This is a genomic window from Virgisporangium aurantiacum, from assembly GCF_016863635.1.
Classification (GTDB): Bacteria; Actinomycetota; Actinomycetes; order Mycobacteriales; family Micromonosporaceae; genus Virgisporangium; species Virgisporangium aurantiacum.
In genome coordinates this window covers 1-20663 of record NZ_BOPG01000042.1, presented here as the reverse complement: position 1 = coordinate 20663, position 20663 = coordinate 1, and the positions used below count along the sequence as shown (strand labels likewise).

Here is a 20663-nt window from a genome sequence, read left to right as displayed (position 1 = left end):
ACCGGCCGGCGCTCGGGTACCCGGACGCGATCTTCGCGAACAGGATGCGCCCCGCCGCGTCGGTCGCCCGCGCGTACGTCGAGAACCGCTGCACCCGCCGGCCCGCGCCGTCCATCGCCATGCCGCGTTCGACCGGCCAGCCCTCGTCCGGATCTTCGAGATCACCGGTGGGCGCTCCGGCGCCGAGAGCGGCCGCCGCATACCCGGGCAAGGGGACGCCCACCAGAGCGGCCGGTTCGAACCAGCGCGCGCCCGGCGCGAGGGTACCGGCACCCGCCGGCACCACGAGGTCGAACACCAGCCGGTCGGTGTGCAGCACCACGTCACCGGGCCGGGGCACCTGGTCGGCGGCGGCCATCCGGGGTGCCCGCACCTGTGCCGACAGCCCGGTCTGCCGCTTCGTCAGCCGGATCGCCGCGCTCTGGGGGCTCTCGCCGTGCCCGACCGTGCCGCCGGGCAGCGTCCACCCCGGGTTGCGGACGGTGGGCACCAGCAGCACCCGGCCGGCCCGGTCACGGACGACCCCGTGGGCGGTCACCCGCCGGCGCCACAGCGTCACGGCCGCAGGCCGGCCGCGCGCAACGCCTCTTCGGTGACCTCGGTGAGCTTCAGGTCGACGCACTCCTCGACCGTGTGCCAGCGGGCGTCGTCGGTGGAGCCACCCTCGTCGATGACCGCCAGCGGCGCCGGCGCGGTGACCTCGACCCGGTAGAACGCCCGCACGCCGTGCCAGTCGATCGGGTAGCCCTCCGGGCCCAGCGACGCCGCGTCGCGGTGGCTCGCCACCCCGAGCAGACCCACCAGCCGGCCCTGCTGACCGGTCTCCTCGACGAGTTCGCGCAGCAGCGCGATGCCGGGTTGTTCGCCGAAGTCGGTGCCGCCACCGGGCAGGTGCCAGCAGCCGCCACCGGGGTAGCCGGGCGCCACCCGGGTCAGCAGCACGCGTCCGGCCGGGTCGGTGGCGACCGCGTAGGCGGCGAACCGCTGCGCGCGGTGCAGGCCGTCGGGGCCGGGCACCGCGTAGAACGAGGGAAACTCCGGTGGCGCGTCGGGGCGCAGGTCGACCGGCGCCGGCGGCAGGCCGAGCGCGGTCGCGGTGAAGGGACGCAGGGGCAGCGCGCCCGCGTCGTCGGGCGCGATCCAGCGGGCCAGGTCGGTGGGCTGGCCGATGCGGTCGCGCAGGGCACCGCCGCGCACCGTCACCGCATAGATCAACCTGTCGGTGTGGATCGTGACGCCGCGGTTCGGCAGCGCACGCATGTCGGCGAGGACGTCGCGCAGGCCGGCGACGGCCACCGACAGGCCGGTCTCCGCGGCGGTCTCGCGCACGACGGTGTCGAGCGGGTGCTCGCCGTGGGACACCGCACCGCCGGGCAACGACCAGGCACCGGGCGTGCCACTCGACGCCGCGGCGCGCACGAGCAGGACGCGGCCGTCGTCATCGGTGCAGACGCCGTAGGCCGCGATGCGTCGCACCGGTTCCAGGGCTGGGGTCATTGGCGGCTCCAGGGTTGTATTGGGCGCGCCGGAAGGCCGCGAATATCCACCGCAAGTGTGGCTCGTCCGTCACGGAGAGACTAGATCATCTCACCCTTCGGAGCTACAAGTGACGGCCGTCACTCCCATTCGATCGTTCCCGGCGGCTTGCTGGTGACGTCGAGGACGACCCGGTTGACCTCGCGGACCTCGTTCGTGATGCGCGTCGAGATCTTCGCGATCACGTCGAACGGCAGCCGCGACCAATCGGCGGTCATCGCGTCTTCGCTCGACACCGGACGCAGCACCACCGGGTGGCCGTAGGTGCGGCCGTCGCCCTGCACGCCGACGCTGCGCACGTCGGCCAGCAGCACCACCGGGAACTGCCAGACGTCACGGTCGAGGCCGGCGGCGGTGAGCTCCTCGCGGGCGATCTTGTCGGCGACGCGCAGCACGTCGAGCCGCTCCCGGTCGACCGAGCCGATGATCCGGATCGCCAGGCCGGGACCCGGGAACGGGTGCCGCCACACCATCCCGTCGGGCAGGCCCAGTGCCGACCCGAGCGCGCGCACCTCGTCCTTGAACAGCGTGCGCAGCGGCTCGACCAGCTGGAACTTCAGGTCGTCGGGCAGGCCGCCGACGTTGTGATGGCTCTTGATGTTCGCCGTTCCGGTGCCGCCACCGCTCTCGACGACGTCGGGGTAGAGCGTGCCCTGCACCAGGAACTCGATGTGCCGCTCAGCGTCGACCTCCCGGGCCGCCTGCTCGAAGACCCGGATGAACTCGCGTCCGATGATCTTCCGCTTCTGCTCCGGGTCACTCACGCCGGCCAGCGCCTTGAGGAAGCGCTCCTCCGCGTCGACGACCTTCAACCGGATGCCGGTGGCCGAGACGTAGTCCTTCTCGACCTGCTCGGCCTCGCCCGCCCGCAGCAGCCCGTGGTCGACGAAGACGCAGGTCAACTGGTCGCCGATCGCCTTGTGCACCAACGCCGCCGCCACCGCGGAGTCGACACCGCCGCTCAACGCGCACAGCACCTGGGCGTCGCCCACCGTCGAGCGGATCGCCGCGACCTGGTCGTCGATGATGTTGCGGGTGTTCCAGGTCGGCTCGACCTTCGCGATGTCGTAGAGGAAGCGACGCAGGATGTCCTGACCGTTGGGCGTGTGCCCCACCTCGGGGTGGAACTGCACGCCGGCCAGCCCGCGCTCGGGTGCCTCGAACGCCGCCACCGGCGCGCCCGGCGAACTGGCGGTGACGGTGAACCCGGGCGGGGCCGCGCTCACCGCGTCACCGTGGCTCATCCACACCGACGGAGCCGCCGGCAGATCACGGAGGATGACCCCGCGATCACCGCCGAGCCGCAGCGGCGTGCCGCCGAACTCGCGCTGGCCGGTGTGTGCGACCTCGCCGCCGAGCGCGCGCGCCATTGCCTGGAAGCCATAGCAGATGCCGAACGCCGGGACGCCGGCCTCGAACAGGGCCGGGTCGACCTGCGGGGCGCCCGCTTCGTACACGCTCGACGGTCCGCCGGACAGGATGAACGCCACCGGGTTGCGGGCGAGCATCTCGCTGACCGGCATCGTGTGCGGCACGATCTCGGAGTAGACGTCGGCCTCGCGGACGCGGCGGGCGATCAACTGTGCGTACTGGGCGCCGAAGTCGACGACGAGCACCGGGCGCGGAGTTGTCACCCCCGTACAGTACCGACCGGCTGGCTGAGCTCTGCGAGGAGCAGCACGACGAGCGCACCAACCGCCCCACCTTGGTCGGACCTCAATCCGCGTGGTCGAGATACTCCTGCCATCGCCGCGACATCGCCGGCAGGTCGATGCGGACGGGCCACGGATGCGAGGTCTCGAAGGCATCGCTGGTGCTGGGCGTCACGTCGCGGTAGGCCTTGCCGTCGAGGCGCAGTTCGGCCAGCGAGATCACGCCCTTGTCCTCGTCGGGTTCGACGATCCAGTAGGCCGACACCCCGGACTCGGCGTACAGGTCGCGTTTGGTCTGCTTGTCGCGCCGCCCGGAGTGTGGCGACACCACCTCGGCGACGAGCGTGGCGCTGGTGATCGGGAACGGCGTGTGCGTCATGTGCCGGGTGCGGAAGACCACGATGTCGGGGCGTGGTTCGTTGCGGTTGTCGATCGACGCGGATTGGTCAAGGCCCACGACCCACTCTTTGGTGGGACTGCAGCCTTCGAGTTCGTGGGCGATCCACCGCGCGATCAGGTTGTGGCTGCCGGTGGCGGACGGCGACACGATCAGACTCCCGTCGATCAGCTCGTAACGCGGGCCTTCGTCGGGCAGCGCGTGGAGGTCGGCCACCGTGAAACCGTTAGCGTCGGGTCGCGGGGGCCAGGAGGTCGCGCTCACACGTTCTAGCGTAGTGGCGGTCATGCCCGGCAGGTTAGCTACCGAGCGTCCACCCCGCGACCCCACAACGTAGGGCTTGTATCAGCGGCCGGGATAGGACGGTTTTGTGTCGGTATACAGCCACGTCTGGAAGAAGTCATCGAGCTGTTTGCCGGAAATGCGCTCGGCCAGATCGATGAACTCCGCCGTCGTGCCGGTGCCGCCGCCCTGGCTGGCGGTCCACTCCGGCAGCAGCCGGAAGAAGGCGTCGTCGCCGATGGTCAGCCGGAGCGCGTGCACGGTCATCGCGCCCCGGACGTACACCGAACCGGAGAACATCCCGCGCGCCGAGGGGTCACCCGGCGGCGGGCCCCAGATGTTCGCGTGGGCCGGCGTCCGGAAGGTGTCGTCGAACGCCTCCTGCGCGGTAGGCCCGCCGTCGTGCTCCTCCCACAGCCACTGCGCGTAGGTGGCGAAGCCCTCGTTCAGCCAGATGTCGCGCCACCGCTCCACCGAGACGCTGTCACCGAACCACTGGTGGGCAAGCTCGTGCGCGACGATCGACGTCGCGTCCCGAAGCTCACCGTTGAAGAACGACGCCTCGTAGACGGGACGCGTCTGCGTCTCCAACGCGAATCCCAGCTCCTCGGCGGTGATCACGCCACCCAGCGCCTCGAACGGGTACGGGCCGAACCGGGTCGCCAGGTACGCGGTCACCTCGGCGGTGCGCCGCAACGCCCGCTCGGCGACGCCACCGGCGGGCACCCGCTCGTCGATCGCCGAGTACACGGGCCTGCCCTCGTACGTCTCCTCGAAGACCCGGAACCGGCCGATCGCCAACGTGCTCAGGTAGGCCGCCATCGGGGTCGACGCGGTCCAGCGCACGGTCTGCCAGCCGTCGTCGGCCGGCTGGGACCCGCCGGGAACCCCGTTCGCGATCACGGTCAACCCCGCCGGGACGGTGATCTCGAAGTCGTAGGCCGCCTTGTCGGACGGGTGCTCGTTGACCGGGTACCAGTCCGACGCGCTCTCCGGCTCCCCCACCGCCAACGCCCCGTCGGGGGTGTGCCGGAACTCGCCGGCGGGCCGGCCCGAGTACGTCACCTCCACCCGGAACACCTGGCCGGACCGCACCGGCGCGGCCGGGGTCACGACGAGTTCGCGCCCGCCGTCCCATTGAAAGGTCGCCGCGACGCCGGCGACCGTCACCGCGGAGATCTCCAAGCCGGCGAAGTCGAGGTTGAAGCGCGACAGCGAGTGGGTCGCGGTGGCCTCGACGGTGGCCCGGCCGGAGAGGACGTCGGTGCCCGGGTCGTACCGCAACCGCAGCGTGTACCGGCGGACGTCGTAACCGCCGTTGCCCATGGCCGGGAAGTAGTCGTCGCCGGCGCCCTCCGCACCCGGCCGCGGCTCCTCGGTGGGGCCGGACAGCCCGCGGGCGAGGCCGTCCGGACGCCCGCAACCGGCGACCAGCACCAGTGCCAGCAGCCCGGCGACCCAGCGGCGCATCCCAGCCCCCCATCCCGCGAGCCGATAACGGTAACCGGCGTATCTGGGAGCTTCCAGCGTGATCCCTCTAGAGGTGGCACCACACGGAACGCATCGGCCCGTATCCTCTTGCTGGCCGTGCATCGATAGGTGGCCATCACCGCCTCGACCCCGAAAGGTGCAGAGTTGCCGGCGCCCACCGCACCGACGTCGTCGCCCAGCCGTTCGAGCCGATCACGCCGAACGGGCGCGATGCCCTGGTGGCGCGTCCGCAGCAAGCTGGCGCTGGTGGTCGCGATCCCGGCCACCGCGTTCACCGCGCTCGCGACGGTGCAGATCGCGGGAGCGGCCGGCGACAGTGCCGAGGTGTCGGCGTTCCACGACCGGGTCAGGCTGGCCGAGCCGATCGCGGCGCTCACCACGGCCCTCCAGACCGAACGCGACCGCACCGCCGGCGAGATGGCCGACGCGGTCCGCGACGACGCGTTCGACAAGGCCGTCGGCGCCGACCGCACCGCCGTCGACACCGCGTACAAGCGGCTTGCCGACGCCGCCGGCGCGCGGGCGATCCCGCTGGGCGAGGCGGCTCAGCGCGTCGACGATCTTGCCGACGCCCGGGCGGCGGCCCGCACCGGCGCGTTGCCGCCGGAAGCGGTCTTCCAGGCGTACGGCGCCGCGGTGTCGGCCCTGATCACGCTGCTGCCGCAGGCCACGGCCGGTCCCGACGCGGCGCTGCTGTCGCCGACGATCGCCGTGCAGGAGATCGCCCGGGCGAAGGAGCACGCGTCGCAACTCCGGGCCCGCCTGTACGCGGCGTGCCGGGGGCGGTTCGCCGAGCCGGCCACCTACCAGGTCTACGCCGAGGCGGTCGCCGAGCAGCGGGCCGCGGTGCAGCGCTTCCGCGCGAGCGCCGCGCCCGACGTGGCAGCGGCGCTGAGCCGGCCGGTCGGCTCCGCCGACGGCAACGGGGCGGCCGGTGTCGAGGCGGTCAAGCTGCGCGACCAGATCCTCGCCCAGATCCGCAGCCGGACGGTGTCGGTGCCGCCGGAGGACTGGTGGCGGGTGTCGACCGGCGACCTGTCGGTGCTCGGTGAGGCGGAGCACAGGGCCATCGACCGGCTCGACTCCGACGCGGCGGCGCTCGTCGACACCCAGCACACGCGCACCCTGCGGCTGACCGCGCTGATCCTCGCGGTGCTGGTGATCACGCTCGGCTCGTGGATCCTGATCGGCCGCTCGATGGTCAAGTCGCTGCGCGAACTGCGCGGCCAGGCGCTCGACGTGGCGCAGCGGCGGCTGCCGGAGGCGATCGAACGGCTGCGGTCGGTGGAGCGCCAGGCCGACCTCGACAACCTGCCGACGGCCGCGTTCCCGCAGCTCAGTGCCACCCGCGGCGACGAGATCGAGGAGGTCGGCGACGCGTTCGCCGCCGTGCACGCCAGCGCCGTGCGGCTGGCCGGCGAACAGGCCGAGTTGCGCCGCGGCACCACCGCGATGATCGTCAACGTGGCCCGGCGCAGCCAGGCGCTCGTCGAGCGCCAGCTCAAGCTGCTCGACGAGGTGCAGGGCGCCGAGAACGACCCCGACCAGCTGGCCAACCTGTTCCGCCTGGACCACCTGCTCACCCGCATGCGCCGCAACGACGAGAACCTGCTGGTGCTCGCCGGCGTCGAGACCGCCCGCCGCCGGCCCGACCCGGTACCGCTGTCGGCGGTGGTGCTCGCCGCGATGGCCGAGATCGAGGCGTACGAGCGGGTCCTCTCCGACGTCGACGACGGTGGTTACATCCACGGCCCGGCCGTGGCCGACGTCATCCACATCCTGGCCGAGCTGCTGGAGAACGCCACCCGCTACTCCCCGCCCGACACCATCGTCACCGTGCTGGGCCGGGTCGCGCCCGACGGGCGATCCGCCGTGCTGCGGGTCTCCGACCGCGGCCTCGGCATGTCCGCGGAGAAGCTCGCCGAGGCGAACGAGAAGATCACGCACGCCGCCGAGTCCCCGCCGGTGGCGGCCGCCACCGCGCAGATGGGGCTGTGGGTGGTGGGCCGGCTGGCCGGCCGCCGCGGCATCCGGGTCGGCCTGCGGCCGCTGAACAAGGGCGTGCAGGCGGAGGTCGCGATTCCGGCGGCGCTGCTGGTGCCGCCGCCGTCCAAGCCGTACGCCGAGCTGGCGAAGTCGGTGCTGCGCCGGTCGATGACCCACCTGCTCAGCCGGGAGCTGGCCGGTGTCACCGCGGCCCCCGCCAACGGGCCACGCGCCGTCGAGAGCGCGGCGCCCGCCCCGGGCACGCAAAATGCCGGTGGACGCCCGCAGCCGGCCACACCGACCCGCGACAACAGCGCGGCGCCGAGGTACGGCCCGCCGCCGCTCCGGCCGGTGCCCACGGGTGAGCCCGGCGACCGCGACGCCGCCAACCTCGACAGCTGGACCCGCGAGATCCGCCTGCCGGCCCAGTCCACCGGCCCCGACGACCGGCCCGGCCAGCCCGCCCGGGGCCGGGTGACCGCCCAGCCGGGGCCGACCGTGCCGGCTCCGGCCGACGGCGGCACCTCGGACGCCGGCCTACCGGTCCGGGTGCCGATGGCGCAGCTGCCCCGCAACCCGCTGGCCGCCCCGCCACCGCCACCCGCGCCGGGCACCAGTTCCGACGAGTCCGACCCGGCCGAGGTCAAGGCCGCCCTGCGCCGCTTCTACCGCGGCGTCCACCGGGCCAACCCGGACGACACCCTGGCCTGACGCGCGCCCTCGCCCGGCGAGGGCGCGCGTTCAGCCGAGCTGGAGCCCGACCTTCTGGAACTCCTTCAGGTCGCGGTAACCGCACTTGGCCATCGCCCGCCGGAGGCCGCCGAACAGGTTCAGGACGCCCGTCGGGTCGCCGGAGGGCCCGAACAGCAGCTCCTCCATCCGGCCGGTGACCGTCTCCGCCGGGGCGTACACGCCGCGCGGCAACTTCGGGTGGCTGGCCGCCGAGTGCCACCAGGCGCCCCGAGCCGGTGCGCCCTCGCACCGGGCCAGCGGCTCCCCGAGCATCACGGCGTCGGCGCCACAACCGAGGGCCTTCGCCACGTCGGCCGAGGTGCGGATCTCGCCGTCGGCGATCAGGTGGACGTAGCGGCCACCGGTCTCGTCGAGGTAGTCGCGACGGGCGGCGGCCGCGTCGGCGATCGCGGTCGCCATCGGGACGCGGATGCCGAGCACCCGGTCGGTCGTGGAGTGACCGTCGGCGCCGACGCCCACGATCACGCCGGCCGCGCCGGTGCGCATGAGGTGCAGCGCCGTCTGGTAGTTCGTGCAACCGCCGACGATCACGGGCAGGTCGAGGTCGGCGATGAACTCCTTGAGGTTCAACGGCTCGTCGACCGTGGACACGTGCTCGGCCGAGACCACGGTGCCCTGGATCACCAGGATGTCGACGCCGGCGTCCAGTATCACCGGTGCGATCGCGAGCGTGTGCTGCGGCGAGACGCGCACCGCGACGGTGCCGCCACCGCCGCGCATCTCCTTGACCCGCTCGACGATCAGCTCCGGCTTGATCGGCTCGGAGTAGACCTCCTGCAGGCGCCGGGTGCCACCGCCGTGCGGCAGCGTCGACAGCTCCTCCAGGATCGGCGTCGGGTCGGTGTACCGGGTCCACAGCCCTTCGACGTTGAGCACGCCGAGGCCGCCCAACGAGCCCAGCGCCGCCGCCGTCTGCGGGCTCATGGTGGCGTCGGACGGGTGCGCCACGCACGGGATCTTGAACTGGTACGCGTCGAGCTGCCACGCGGTCGACACGTCGTCGACGTCGCGGGTACGGCGGCTCGGCACGATCGAAATGTCGTCGAGGTGGTAACCACGCTGCGCGGTTCTGCCCAGCCCGATCTGCACGACCTCACGCACGGGGCGTCCTCGTCTCTTGGATCAACGCGCCGAGTAGTTCGGCGCTTCGAGCGTCATCTGGATGTCGTGCGGGTGGCTCTCCTTGAGCCCGGCCGCGGTGATGCGGACGAGCTGCCCCCGCTGCAGGTCGGCGATGGTGGCCGCACCCGCGTACCCCATTCCTGACCGCAGGCCACCCACGAGTTGGTGCGCCACGCTCGACAGGTGCCCGCGATACGGCACCTGGCCCTCGACGCCCTCGGGTACGAGTTTGTCGTCGGAGCTGACGTCGTGCTGGAAGTACCGGTCCTTGGAGTATGACCTGGCCTGGCCACGGGACTGGATCGCCCCCAGCGAACCCATTCCCCGGTACGCCTTGTACTGCTTGCCGTTGATGAAGATCAGCTCGCCGGGGCTCTCCTCGCAGCCGGCCAGCAGCGAGCCGAGCATCACGGTGTCGGCGCCGGCCACGATCGCCTTCACGATGTCGCCGGAGTACTGCAGGCCGCCGTCGCCGATCACCGGGACGCCGGCCGGGCGGCACGCCCGGGTCGCCTCCATGATCGCCGTGACCTGCGGCACGCCGACACCGGCCACGACGCGCGTCGTACAGATCGAGCCGGGGCCCACCCCGACCTTGACCGCGTCGGCACCGGCCTCCACCAGCGCCTGCGCGCCGCCGTAGGTGGCGACGTTGCCGCCGACCACCTGCACGGCGGTCTCCCGCTTCAGCCGCGACACCATGTCGACGACCTGCCGGTTGTGTCCGTGCGCGGTGTCCACCATGATCACGTCGACCCCGACGTCGACCAGGGTGCGGGCCCGCTTGTAGGACTCCTCGCCGACCCCGATCGCGGCCGCCACCCGCAGCCGGCCGGCGTCGTCCTTGGTGGCGTGCGGGTACTGCTCGCTCTTGGCGAAGTCCTTGACCGTGATCAGCCCGCGCAGCTTGCCGTCCTCGTCGACCAGCGGCAGCTTCTCGACCTTGTGCTCGCGCAGCAGGGCCAGCGCGTCCGCCGTCGACACGCCGACCGGCGCGGTGATCAGCGGCATCGGGGTCATGATGTCGCGGACCCGGACGGACTGGTCGGTGATCCAGCGCATGTCGCGGTTGGTGACGATGCCCAGCAGCGTCCCGTCGGGCCCGGTGACCGGCGCGCCGGAGATCCGGTAGCGGCCGCACAACGCGTCGACCTCGGCGATCGTGTCGTCGGGCGAGCAGGTGACGGGGTTGGTGACCATGCCGGCCTCGGACCGCTTGACCAGGTCGGCCTGCTGGGCCTGCTCGTCGATCGACAGGTTCCGGTGCAGCACGCCGATGCCGCCCTGCCGCGCCATCGCGATCGCCATGCGCGCCTCGGTGACGGTATCCATCGCGCTCGACACCAGCGGCATCGACAGCCGCACGCCCTTGGTCAGCCGGGTCGATGTATCGACCTCACTCGGAATCACGTTGGACTCCGCGGGAAGGAGGAGGACGTCGTCGAACGTGAGCGCCAGGGGCAGCGAATCCATGTGGTGACCAGCCTTCTCGGGTCGCGGTTGGCGGTTGCCCCATGGTAGGCGAAGCGTGATTTCACCCCCGGGCCGCACCGTGCAGATATACGCCAGGGCATGAGCGGGACGGCCGTGACCGTTACCGTAGGAAGGTGCAGGAAGAGCCCATCGACCCGTTCGCCGGCGATCCGGCCGATCCAGCGATGCCGCTGGGCGAATCCGACGACGACAACGACCCCCTCACCGCCGACGAGCGGCAGGACGTCCTGGAAGACCTCGCCGACCTCGCGATCTACCAGGCGCTGCTCACCCCGTTGGGGGTCCGCGGGCTGGTCATCGAGTGCGAAGACTGCCACGAACCGCACTACTTCGACTGGGACCTGCTGCGCGGCAACCTGCGGCACCTGCTCGACTCGGGCCGGCCGCGGGTGCACGAGCCCGCCTTCAACCCGGATCCCGACCACTATGTGACCTGGGAGTACGCCCGCGGTTACGCCGACGGCATCCACGACGCCCTCGCCGAGGGCCCCGACGAGTCGGAAGAGGAAAAAAACGGGCCGGCCTGATCAATTGATCTGGCCGGCCGTTTAGCCACCCTGCGGGCGGGGTACCGCCCCCGCATGCCCAGGTCGACGCATGTCCGCGGTCAGGACACCAGTCCTGCCCGGAACGCCGAGGCCACCGCGTGTGCCCGGTCGCGCGCGCCCAACTTGCGGAACAACCGCCGCGCGTGCGTCTTCACCGTGTCTTCCGACACGAACAGTTCCCGCCCGATCTCGGCGTTGCTCTTGCCGTCGGCCATGCCGCGCAGCACCTGCAACTCCCGCTCGGTCAGGTCGACCCGCCGCCGTGGCACCTCGGCCGCGACGAGCGCACCCGGAGCGGCGTCGCCGCGCTGCATGGGCACCGACGTCGTGGCGGGACGCAGCGCCCGGGCGGCGAGCGCACCCACCGCGGTGGCCACCGGAGCGGCCGGGGCGGGCACACCGGGTGATCCGTTCCGGGCACCTGCCCGCGCCGTGGCCGGTTCACCGGCCGGGCTGAGCACCAGCAGCAACGCCTTCGCCACCACCGTCACCGGATCGGTGGCATCGGCCCGGATGACCCCCCGAGCGCCGGCCTGCACGGCGGCGGCCGAGATTCGTGGATCCTCCACCCCGAACAACACCACCGCGGCACCGGGTGCCGCGGCGACGATCCGCCGGGTGAATTCGACGCTGTCCGGACGCGACAGTGCCGTGTCGACCAGGATCAGGTCGGCGGCCTGCTCAGCCAGCCGGCTCAGCGCCTCTGTGACCGAGACTGCGGTACGCACCGCCGTGCCGACCCCGAGCCGAGCCGCGCAGGTGACCACCGCCTGCGCCGCCACCGGCGTTCGCACACATACAAGGACCGTACGCACCGTAACTCCCCTCTTCACTGAGGAGGAGAACACAAAACGGTCAGATCAATCCGGAGTTCCCCGAAATTCAATCGACGACCTGCCGTCATTTCCCTCGAAAGTGATCTTGACGGCGTGTGTGCTTGGAGGGTACGCATGACCAACGTCGCACGGCTGCCAGGGCCGATCTCAGATCTCTGGGACTGGCAGCGGCTGGGTTCCTGTCGGGGACGCGACAGTGCGCAGTTCTTCCACCCGGACGGGGAACGAGGCGCGTCCCGGGGCCGGCGCGAAGCGGCGGCCAAGACCGTTTGCCATAGTTGCCCGGTTCGCGCGAAGTGTGCCGCTCACGCTCTGATCACCCGGGAGCCGTACGGCGTCTGGGGTGGTTTCACCGAGGCCGAGCGGCTGCGCCTGCTGGAGTCCGGCTGGGAGGATCTGGCCGACCGCGGACGCGCCTCCGTCGACGTCCGCCGGCTGGAGATGCGGTTGGGCCTGCGCCCGGCCGTCCCGCAGCAACGTCCGCCGGCGACGAACGGCGCGTCGCGCCTGATGGCGACGCGCAACGCCGCCGCCCGCTGACCCCGCGCACCCTCCGGCCCCGGTCGTCCGTTGAGCGGACGGCCGGGGCGCCCGCGTCTCAGGACACCTGTACCTCGACGGTGTGTAGGCCGGTGGCCCCGTCCGGCAGCACCGGCCGGTCGGTCTCGTCCTGCGGGCGTCCGGCCGCGTCGACGGCGCGCACCGTGAGCGTGTGCTTCCCGGGCGTCGCGTCCCAGGTGACGGTCCACTGGCACCAGGTGTCGGTCGAGGGGACGTCGTACAGGCGCGCCGGTTGCCAGCCCCCGTCGTCCACCCGCAGTTCGACGGCCGACACCCCGACATGCTGGGCCCACGCGACCCCACCGACCACGACGGAGCCGGCCGACGCGCGGCGGGTCGGCGTGTCGATGCGGGACTGCAGTTTGATCGGCGCCTTCGCGCTCCAGCCCCGACGGATCCAGTAGGCGTCGAAGTCGGCGAACGTGGTGAGCTCGAGTTCGGCGAGCCACTTCGTGGCCGACACGTACCCGTAGAGGCCGGGTACGACCATCCGCACCGGGAAGCCGTGCTCGATCGGCAGCGGTTCGCCGTTCATGCCGACGGCGAGAATGGCGTCGCGGCCGTCGCGGAGCACCTCGGTCGGCGTGCCGGCGGTGAACCCGTCGACCGACCGGCTGACCACCTGGTCGGCGCCGGACTCCGGGTCGGCCTCGGCGAGGATGTCGCCGATCCGGACGCCCAGCCAGCGCGCGTTGCTGATCAGACCGCCGCCGACCTCGTTCGAGACGCAGGCCAACGTGATGTACCGCTCGATCATGGGCCGGGCGAGCAGCTGGTCGAACGTGATCGTCAACGGGTTGCGCACCCGGCCGTGCACCTTCAGCGTCCACTCGTCGGGCGCCACCTGCGGCACCACGATCGCGGTGTCGATCCGGTAGAACGACCGGTTCGACGTGACGAACCGCGCCACCCCCGGCACCTCCGCGTCGACCGAGGCCGGCAAGGCCGGTGCCGGAGAGGCCGGCGCCGGCAGGACAACACCCGCCCGATCAGCACTGACCGACCGCCGCAGCGACAACCACCTCCCCCCGAACCCCGCAAGTCCCCCCACCACGGCGATGCCCCCCGCCCACCGCAACACATCCCGCCGCCCCGCCCCACCGCGTTGATCTTGCAGTTGTGCTCGCCCATTCGCCCCGTTTTCATCCTCTTTGGGGAGGGACACAACTGCAAGATCGTCGGGATCTTGGGCGGCGGCGGCCTGCGTCAGGGTGCGGAGGACCAGGGCGCCGGCCACTCCGGCGAGCACCGAGGGGAATACGGCGGTCCAGCCGGCGTCGTACCGGGTTACCGCGGCTACCAGGCCCAGTAGGGCGAAGGCGGCTACCAGCGACAGGGCGAGGTTCAGGTGCCTTCTGGCGAGGAAGCCCAGGCCCACGCCGGCCAGGACCAGCAGGATCAGCGTGCCGATCTGCAACGCGAGCTTGTCGTACGTGCCGAACAGCGAGATCGCGAAGTGCTTGAGCGACTCGGGGACGAGGTCGATGATCGCGCCGCCGACGGCGATACCGGGCGAGGTGAGCGGGCCGGTGACGATCGCGACCAGTTCGGCGACGCCGAGAGCGGCCGCGACGGAGGCGACCCCGATGAGGGCAGGCACCCGCCGTGAAGTCATGCCTGAAGTCTGCGTCGGCGCGGGCCCGGCGACCATGCCGGCGAGCGTGGACGTAAGGACCCCGTAACGAGTTCTGGGCTCCCGAGCGGGTGCTCGGAAGCCCAGGAACCACGTGCGGCCAGCGCCTGTTTGGAGAGGGATGGCCGGCCTGCGGCGGACCCAGACGACGACCGGCGGCGTTGCGGTTTCGTCCCGATACAACACCGGTATCGGGACAAACCCGCGCCTTGCCGGATCGTCGCCTGGGCCTCGCCTCGGCTCGGCCCCCCACTCCAAACAGGCGCTAGAAGCCCGGACCGTGCTGGTGGCCGTGACCGTGCCCGTGCCCGTGTCCGCCACCGGCGGCGGGCTCGGGAGCCTTGGGCTTCTCGACGATCAGGGTCTCCGTGGTGAGCAGCAGCGCCGCGATCGACGCGGCGTTGGCGACCGCGCTGCGGGCGACCTTCACCGGGTCGATGATGCCGGCCGCGGCGAGGTCCTTGAACTCGCCGGTCGCGGCGTCGAGGCCGTGCCCGACGGGCAGTTCCCGCACCTTGCCGACGATGACTCGGCCGTCGAGGCCCGCGTTCTGGGCGATCCAGCGCAGCGGCTCGGCGAGCGCCTTGCGCACCAGACGGACGCCGACCAGCTGGTCACCCTCCAGGCCGAGACCGTCGGCGAGCACCTCGCCGGCCTGCAGCAGCGATACGCCGCCGCCCGCGATGGTGCCCTCCTCGACCGCTGCCTTGGTGGCGGCGATCGCGTCTTCGATGCGGTGCTTGCGCTCCTTGACCTCGATCTCGGTGGCACCACCCGACTTCACCACGGCCACGCCGCCGGAGAGCTTCGCGAGCCGCTCGTTGAGCTTCTCGCGGTCCCAGTCCGAGTCGGACGCCTCGATCTCCTTGCGGATCTGGCCGATCCGGTCGGAGACCTCGGTCTGGCTGCCGCCGCCGTCGACGATCGTCGTGTTCTCCTTGTCGACGACCACCCGACGGGCCTTGCCGAGCTGCTCCAGCCCGACCAGCTCCAGCTTGTAGCCCAGCTCCGGCGCGATGATCTCGCCACCGGTCTGGATCGCCAGGTCCTGGAGCATGGCCTTGCGCCGGTCGCCGAAGCCGGGGGCCTTCACCGCGCAGACCTTCACGGTCTTGCGGATCGAGTTGACCACCAGCGTCGACAGGGCCTGGCCCTCGACGTCTTCGGCGACGATGAGCAGCGGCTTGGAGCTCTGGACGACCTTCTCCAGCAGCGGCAGGAGCTCTTCGATCTGGGAGAGCTTCTGCGTGGTGATGAGGATGTAGGCGTCTTCCAGCACCGCCTCGCCGGCCTCGGCGTCGGTGATGAAGTGCGGGGAGATGAAGCCCTTGTCGAACTGCATCCCCTCGGTGACGACGAGCTCCGTGTCGTACGTGGAGCCCTCCTCCACCGTGATCACGCCGTCGCGGCCGACCTTCTCCATGGCCTCGGAGATCATGTCGCCGATCTTCGGGTCACGGGCGGACACGGTCGCGACCGCGGCGATCGCCGCCGGGCTGTCGACCGGAACCGCGAACTTCTTCAGCTCAGCGTCGACCGCCTTGACGGCAGCTTCGATGCCGCGCTTGATGTCGGCCGGGTTGGCGCCCGCCGACAGGTTCTTCAGCCCTTCCCGCACCATGGCCTGCGCCAGCACGGTGGCGGTGGTGGTGCCGTCGCCGGCCACGTCGGCCGTCTTGGTCGCCACCTCCTTCACCAGCTGGGCGCCCAGGTTCTCGTACGGGTTCTCGAGCTCGATCTCCTTGGCGATCGTCACGCCGTCGTTGGTGATCACGGGCGCGCCGAACTTCTTGTCGAGCAGCACGGTGCGCCCGCGCGGCCCGAGCGTGACCTTGACCGTATCGGCGAGCGCGTCGACGCCGTGCTCCAGGCGGTGACGCGCGTCGTCCGAGAAGCTGAGGATCTTCGCCATCTCTTCTCCTTACGCGGTGCCGCCCCGAGCGCAGCTGCTGCTCGGGGCGGGCACTATCGCGGTCTGTTGGTTACTTCTCGATGACCGCGAGGACGTCACGCGCCGAGAGCACCAGGTACTCCTCGCCGCCGTACTTCACCTCGGTGCCGCCGTACTTCGAGTAGAGCACCGTGTCGCCGACCTTCACGTCGATCGGAACGCGGTTGCCCTTGTCGTCGATGCGGCCGGGGCCCACAGCGAGGACGGTGCCCTCCTGCGGCTTCTCCTTGGCGGTGTCGGGGATCACGATGCCCGACGCCGTGGTGGTTTCCGCCTCGTTGGCCTGGACCACGATCCGGTCTTCGAGCGGCTTGATCGCAACCTTGGTCGCGCTAGTCACGGGCATACCCTCCTGGGGTATCAGAATTCGAGTCTCGTATCACCCATGCCGCGCCGTCGTCGCGGGTGCCGGCGCCGCCCGGGTTGTTAGCACCCTCATGGCGAGAGTGCTAACCGGAGGTTATTCCGGAAGCTAGCACTCCGTCAAGGAGAGTGCCAGGGTTCGCACCCTCGGGTCACGCGTTGCCGAATTGTTACCGCACCCAACAAAACAGAGCCGGACGACATCTTGTGGAAACATCCGGCCGCCGCATACGTTGCCGGGCACAACAATCATGTGTGACCGGCTCCACCCCGTCGTCGGTCCTCACCACCACCCAACGAAAGGACGTGCTCATGCGCAGAGGGATCATCGCCCTCGCCGCGGCCGGGCTGCTCGCGGTCACCGGTCTGACCGCGTGTGGCGACGACGACGGCGGTGACGGCGGCTCGGCCGACAAGAAGCCGAAGATCGGCGTCATCCTCCCCGACAGCAAGTCGTCGGCCCGCTGGGAGACCGCGGACCGGAAGTACCTCGAAGAGGCGTTCAAGTCGGCCGGCGTCGACTACGACATCCAGAACGCCCAGAACGACAAGAACGCCTTCCAGACCATCGCCGACCAGATGATCTCCAGCGGCGTCACCGCCCTGATGATCGTGAACCTTGACAGCGGCACCGGCAAGGCCGTCCTCGACAAGGCGAAGCAGCAGGGCGTCGCCACGATCGACTACGACCGCCTGACGCTCGGCGGCAGCGCCTCCTACTACGTCAGCTTCGACAACGTGGCCGTCGGCAAGCTCCAGGGCGAGGGCCTCACGAAATGCCTCACCGCCATGAACAAGACCAAGCCGGTCGTGGCCTACCTCAACGGCTCGCCGACCGACAACAACGCCACCCTGTTCAAGCAGGGCTACGACGGCGTGATCAAGGCCAAGTTCGACGCGGGTGAGTTCACCAAGGGTCCGGACCAGTCCGTGCCGGAGTGGGACAACGCGCAGGCCCAGACCATCTTCGAGCAGATGTTCACCACCACCGGCGGCAAGATCGACGGTGTGCTGGCCGCCAACGACGGTCTCGGCAACTCGGTCATCAACGTTCTGAAGAAGAACAACCTGAACGGCAAGGTCCCGGTCACCGGCCAGGACGCCACCGTGCAGGGTCTGCAGAACATCCTCGCCGGCGACCAGTGCATGACCGTCTACAAGGCGATCAAGAAGGAGGCCGACGCGGCCGCCGAGCTGGCGATCGCGCTGGCCAAGGGTGAGAAGAAGGACACCGGCAAGACCGTCAAGGACGTCGAGGGCAACCGCGACGTGCCGGCCGTCCTGCTCGAGCCGCAGTCGATCACCAAGGAGAACGTGAAGGCGGTCGTCGCCGACGGGTTCGTCACCAAGGCCGAACTGTGCACCGCTGCCTTCGCCGCGAAGTGCACCGAGGCCGGCATCTAGCCGAATGAACGACCCGGTGTAACAATCCGGATCCCCTCCCGGTCCCCGGTGCCCCTCCAAGGGGCGCCGGGGACCGGCCCGGCGAATGAGGAACTACCAACGTGACGGCACCATTGCTGGAGATCCGCAACCTGAACAAGAGCTTCGGGCCCGTTCAGGTGCTGCGTGGGATCAACTTCGTGGCCCATGCCGGAGAGGTCACCGCGCTTGTCGGTGACAACGGCGCGGGCAAGTCCACCCTGGTCAAGTGCATCGGTGGCACCTACCTGCCGGACTCGGGGGACTTCTTCTTCGACGGCCGTCAGGTCTTCGTACACGGCCCGCGCGACGCCGCGTCCCTCGGCATCGAGATCGTGTACCAGGACCTGGCGCTCTGCGACAACCTGGACATCGTCCAGAACATGTTCCTGGGGCGCGAGCGCAAGCGCGGGTTCGTTCTCGACGAGGGCGGCATGGAGCAGGAGGCCGCCCGGACGCTGACCCGGCTCGCCGTCCGCACCGTGAAGTCGGTGCGTCAGCAGGTCTCCAGCCTGTCCGGCGGTCAGCGCCAGACGGTGGCGATCGCCAAGGCGGTGCTGTGGAACAGCCGGCTGGTGATCCTCGACGAGCCGACCGCCGCCCTGGGCGTCGCACAGACCGCGCAGGTCCTCGAACTGGTACGCACGTTGGCCGACAACGGCCACGCGGTCGTGATCATCTCGCACAACATGAACGACGTGTTCGCGGTCGCCGACCGGATCGCGGCGATGTACCTGGGCCAGATGGCCGCGGTAGTACCGGCCACCGAGGTCACCCACCAGCAGGTGGTCGAGCTGATCACGGCGGGCCGCAGCGGCAACATCGGCATGGCCGACAGCAACCTCGACCTCACCGAGGACGGCAGCGGCAACGGCGCACCGGCCGCCGGCATCGAACCGCCCGGAGCACCGGACAAGGTCGACATCAAGAAGAGTGGGGACGAGGCATGACCGTCGCACCCGTCGCGGCCAAGAACGTGCGAGGCGGCACCGCATCGGCCCCGTCGCTTCAGAGCCACGTCCGCGACTACCTGCAGCGGCTGCGCGGCGGCGACATGGGCTCGCTGCCCGCGATCGCCGGTCTCGGCGTCCTCTGCATCGTGTTCACGCTGCTCGACGACGCGTTCGCCACCCCGCGCAACTTCGCGAACCTGTTCGGCCAGGGCGCGCAGACCACCGTGATCGCCATGGGCCTGGTCTTCGTGCTGCTGCTCGGTGAGATCGACCTGTCGGCCGGTTACACCAGCGGCGTGTGCGCGGCCGTGATGGCGATCCTGCTGACCAACGAGGGCTGGCCCTGGTACCTGGCCGTGCTGGCCGCGCTGGTCACCGGCACCGTGATCGGGTTGGTGCTCGGCACGCTCGTCGCGAAGATCGGCATACCGTCGTTCGTGGTGACGCTCGCCGCGTTCCTGGGCTTCCAGGGCGTCCTGCTGATCATGCTCGGCGGCGGCAAGAACATCTCGATCAACGACGACGTGATCCTCGCGCTGGTCAACAAGAACCTGCCGGTGTGGCTGGGCTGGGCGCTGTGCCTGGTGGCGATCCTCGGGTACGCCGTCGTGCAGCTCTACCGGGCGCAGGCGCGGACGCGGCAGGGCCTGGTGGCCCAGCCGATGAGCGTCATCCTGCTGAAGATCGGCGCGGTGGCGGTGGTCCTGCTGCTGGCGACGCTGGTGCTCAACCAGGAGCGCAGCATCAACACGCTGATCACGTCGCTCAAGGGCGTGCCGATCGTGGTGCCGATCATCGCGATCCTGCTGATCATCGGCACGTTCGTGCTCAGCCGTACCGCGTTCGGCCGGCACCTGTACGCCGTCGGCGGCAACACCGAGGCGGCCCGGCGGGCCGGTATCCCGGTCGACCGCATCAAGATCGCCGCGTTCATGATCTCGTCGACGATGGCGGCGGTCGGCGGCGTCCTGGTCGCGTCCCGGGCGAACTCGGTCGACCCGAACACGGGCGGCAGCAACGTCCTGCTGTACGCGGTCGGCGCGGCGGTCATCGGTGGCACCAGCCTCTTCGGCGGCAAGGGCCGGATGATGGACGCGGTGCTCGGCGGTGCCGTGGTGGCAGTGATCGACAATGGTATGGGTCTGCTCGGTTACTCTTCCGGGGTCAAGTACATCGTCACCGGCGCGGTGCTGCTGCTGGCGGCCGGCGTCGACGCCCTGTCTCGCCGGCGAGCGGCAGCGAGCGGGCTCGGATAGCGGCCGTTCAGAGAACATGCGGACAGGACCGACCCAAGACGAGATACGACGGCAGAACCTCGGCGCGCTGCTCCGTTACGTGCATCTGCGCGGCCCCACGTCACGCGCCGAGCTGACCTCCCGGCTGGGTCTCAACCGCAGCACGATCGGGGCGCTCACCGCCGATCTGGCCACGGCGGGACTCGTCGCCGAGGAACTGCCGCGCGACCACGGGCGGGCCGGACGACCTTCGCTGGTCGTCCGGCCCGAGTCGGAGGTGTACGGGTTCGCGCTGGTGATCGATGTCGACCAGCTCACCGCGGCCCGCATCGGGCTCGGCGGCGTCATCCTCGACCGCCGCGAGAAGCAGCGGCCGCCGGGAGCGATGTCGCCGGCCGAGGTGATCGCGCCGCTGGCCGACTTCGTCCGGGAGATGCAGCGCGCGGCG

At 70.8% G+C, this 20663-nt stretch carries 18 protein-coding genes; 7 read left to right on the top strand and 11 right to left on the bottom strand.

What is annotated here, in order from left to right; genetic code table 11:
* The 5 genes from Vau01_RS31205 to Vau01_RS31185 form a co-directional block, all read right to left on the bottom strand.
* Positions 1–559, bottom strand: a 559-nt coding sequence (locus tag Vau01_RS31205; RefSeq protein WP_203999975.1) for an NUDIX domain-containing protein, incomplete at its 3' end; no start/stop codon positions are given.
* Positions 556–1497 carry an NUDIX domain-containing protein gene (locus Vau01_RS31200; RefSeq protein WP_203999972.1) on the bottom strand — a complete coding sequence of 314 codons (942 nt, stop codon included), beginning with the start codon at positions 1495–1497 and terminating at the stop codon, positions 556–558. The genes Vau01_RS31200 and Vau01_RS31205, both read right to left, overlap by 4 nt.
* 119 nt (positions 1498–1616) lie before the next feature.
* On the bottom strand, positions 1617–3170 hold the full coding sequence (gene guaA / locus Vau01_RS31195) for a glutamine-hydrolyzing GMP synthase (protein ID WP_203999969.1): 1554 nt from the start codon (positions 3168–3170) through the stop codon (positions 1617–1619).
* A gap of 82 nt (positions 3171–3252) precedes the next feature.
* Positions 3253–3801, bottom strand: a complete 549-nt coding sequence (locus Vau01_RS31190; protein ID WP_203999967.1) for a Uma2 family endonuclease — start codon at positions 3799–3801, stop codon at positions 3253–3255.
* Positions 3802–3930: 129 nt separating this feature from the next.
* Positions 3931–5337: a M1 family metallopeptidase gene (locus Vau01_RS31185; protein WP_203999964.1), complete on the bottom strand. Its 1407-nt coding sequence runs from the start codon at positions 5335–5337 to the stop codon at positions 3931–3933.
* Between the two features lie 231 nt (positions 5338–5568).
* Here Vau01_RS31185 and Vau01_RS31180 point away from each other — a divergent pair, with 231 nt between their 5' ends.
* Complete coding sequence (locus Vau01_RS31180; protein ID WP_203999961.1) at positions 5569–8055, top strand: sensor histidine kinase; 2487 nt, start codon at positions 5569–5571, stop codon at positions 8053–8055.
* Between the two features lie 30 nt (positions 8056–8085).
* On the opposite strand, the gene Vau01_RS31175 is transcribed toward Vau01_RS31180, so the two are convergent.
* Both Vau01_RS31175 and guaB read right to left on the bottom strand, forming a co-directional pair.
* Entirely contained in the window at positions 8086–9198 is a 1113-nt protein-coding gene (locus Vau01_RS31175; protein ID WP_203999958.1) for a GuaB3 family IMP dehydrogenase-related protein, read from the bottom strand.
* Between the two features lie 21 nt (positions 9199–9219).
* On the bottom strand, positions 9220–10692 hold the full coding sequence (gene guaB / locus Vau01_RS31170; protein ID WP_203999955.1) for an IMP dehydrogenase: 1473 nt from the start codon (positions 10690–10692) through the stop codon (positions 9220–9222).
* A 134-nt stretch (positions 10693–10826) separates the two neighbouring features.
* Between guaB and Vau01_RS31165 the strand changes: the two genes are divergently transcribed.
* Positions 10827–11240: a DUF5319 domain-containing protein gene (locus Vau01_RS31165; protein WP_203999952.1), complete on the top strand. Its 414-nt coding sequence runs from the start codon at positions 10827–10829 to the stop codon at positions 11238–11240.
* A gap of 80 nt (positions 11241–11320) precedes the next feature.
* Here the strand turns inward: Vau01_RS31165 and Vau01_RS63620 are convergent, their stop codons facing one another.
* The gene (locus tag Vau01_RS63620; protein WP_239151985.1) at positions 11321–12076 is read right to left on the bottom strand and encodes a response regulator transcription factor; all 756 of its coding nucleotides are present in this window, start codon (positions 12074–12076) and stop codon (positions 11321–11323) included.
* Between the two features lie 135 nt (positions 12077–12211).
* Here Vau01_RS63620 and Vau01_RS31155 point away from each other — a divergent pair, with 135 nt between their 5' ends.
* The gene (locus Vau01_RS31155) at positions 12212–12637 is read left to right on the top strand and encodes a WhiB family transcriptional regulator (RefSeq protein WP_203999949.1); all 426 of its coding nucleotides are present in this window, start codon (positions 12212–12214) and stop codon (positions 12635–12637) included.
* A gap of 58 nt (positions 12638–12695) precedes the next feature.
* Here the strand turns inward: Vau01_RS31155 and Vau01_RS31150 are convergent, their stop codons facing one another.
* The 3 genes from Vau01_RS31150 to groES all read right to left on the bottom strand — a co-directional run bounded on the left by Vau01_RS31150 (position 12696) and on the right by groES (position 16582).
* Positions 12696–14273, bottom strand: coding sequence for a molybdopterin-dependent oxidoreductase (locus Vau01_RS31150; protein WP_203999947.1), 1578 nt, complete (start codon positions 14271–14273; stop codon positions 12696–12698).
* Positions 14274–14556: 283 nt separating this feature from the next.
* Entirely contained in the window at positions 14557–16203 is a 1647-nt protein-coding gene (gene groL, locus Vau01_RS31145; protein WP_203999944.1) for a chaperonin GroEL, read from the bottom strand.
* Between the two features lie 70 nt (positions 16204–16273).
* Entirely contained in the window at positions 16274–16582 is a 309-nt protein-coding gene (groES, locus tag Vau01_RS31140; RefSeq protein ID WP_506019260.1) for a co-chaperone GroES, read from the bottom strand.
* A 335-nt stretch (positions 16583–16917) separates the two neighbouring features.
* On the opposite strand from groES, the gene Vau01_RS31135 reads away from it, so the two are divergent.
* From Vau01_RS31135 to Vau01_RS31120, 4 genes are all read left to right on the top strand, one after another.
* Positions 16918–18009 carry a sugar ABC transporter substrate-binding protein gene (locus tag Vau01_RS31135; RefSeq protein WP_203999942.1) on the top strand — a complete coding sequence of 364 codons (1092 nt, stop codon included), beginning with the start codon at positions 16918–16920 and terminating at the stop codon, positions 18007–18009.
* 101 nt (positions 18010–18110) lie between these two features.
* On the top strand, positions 18111–18977 hold the full coding sequence (locus tag Vau01_RS31130) for an ATP-binding cassette domain-containing protein (protein WP_203999940.1): 867 nt from the start codon (positions 18111–18113) through the stop codon (positions 18975–18977).
* Positions 18974–20236, top strand: coding sequence for a sugar ABC transporter permease (locus Vau01_RS31125; protein ID WP_203999938.1), 1263 nt, complete (start codon positions 18974–18976; stop codon positions 20234–20236). Before Vau01_RS31130 ends, Vau01_RS31125 begins: the two co-directional genes overlap by 4 nt.
* Positions 20237–20252: 16 nt before the next feature.
* Positions 20253–20663, top strand: a 411-nt coding sequence (locus Vau01_RS31120) for a MarR family transcriptional regulator (protein ID WP_203999936.1), incomplete at its 3' end; no start/stop codon positions are given.

Bases quoted from the DNA above. Each gene is read 5' to 3' on its own strand.
- Vau01_RS31185 (WP_203999964.1), bottom strand. From the start codon at position 5,337: ATGCGCCGCTGGGTCGCCGGGCTGCTGGCACTGGTGCTGGTCGCCGGT.
- groL (WP_203999944.1), bottom strand. From the start codon at position 16,203: ATGGCGAAGATCCTCAGCTTCTCGGACGACGCGCGTCACCGCCTGGAG.
- Vau01_RS31200 (WP_203999972.1), bottom strand. From the start codon at position 1,497: ATGACCCCAGCCCTGGAACCGGTGCGACGCATCGCGGCCTACGGCGTC.
- Vau01_RS31125 (WP_203999938.1), top strand. From the start codon at position 18,974: ATGACCGTCGCACCCGTCGCGGCCAAGAACGTGCGAGGCGGCACCGCA.
- Vau01_RS31135 (WP_203999942.1), top strand. From the start codon at position 16,918: ATGCGCAGAGGGATCATCGCCCTCGCCGCGGCCGGGCTGCTCGCGGTC.
- Vau01_RS31155 (WP_203999949.1), top strand. From the start codon at position 12,212: ATGACCAACGTCGCACGGCTGCCAGGGCCGATCTCAGATCTCTGGGAC.
- Vau01_RS31180 (WP_203999961.1), top strand. From the start codon at position 5,569: ATGCCCTGGTGGCGCGTCCGCAGCAAGCTGGCGCTGGTGGTCGCGATC.
- Vau01_RS31150 (WP_203999947.1), bottom strand. From the start codon at position 14,273: ATGACTTCACGGCGGGTGCCTGCCCTCATCGGGGTCGCCTCCGTCGCG.
- guaB (WP_203999955.1), bottom strand. From the start codon at position 10,692: ATGGATTCGCTGCCCCTGGCGCTCACGTTCGACGACGTCCTCCTCCTT.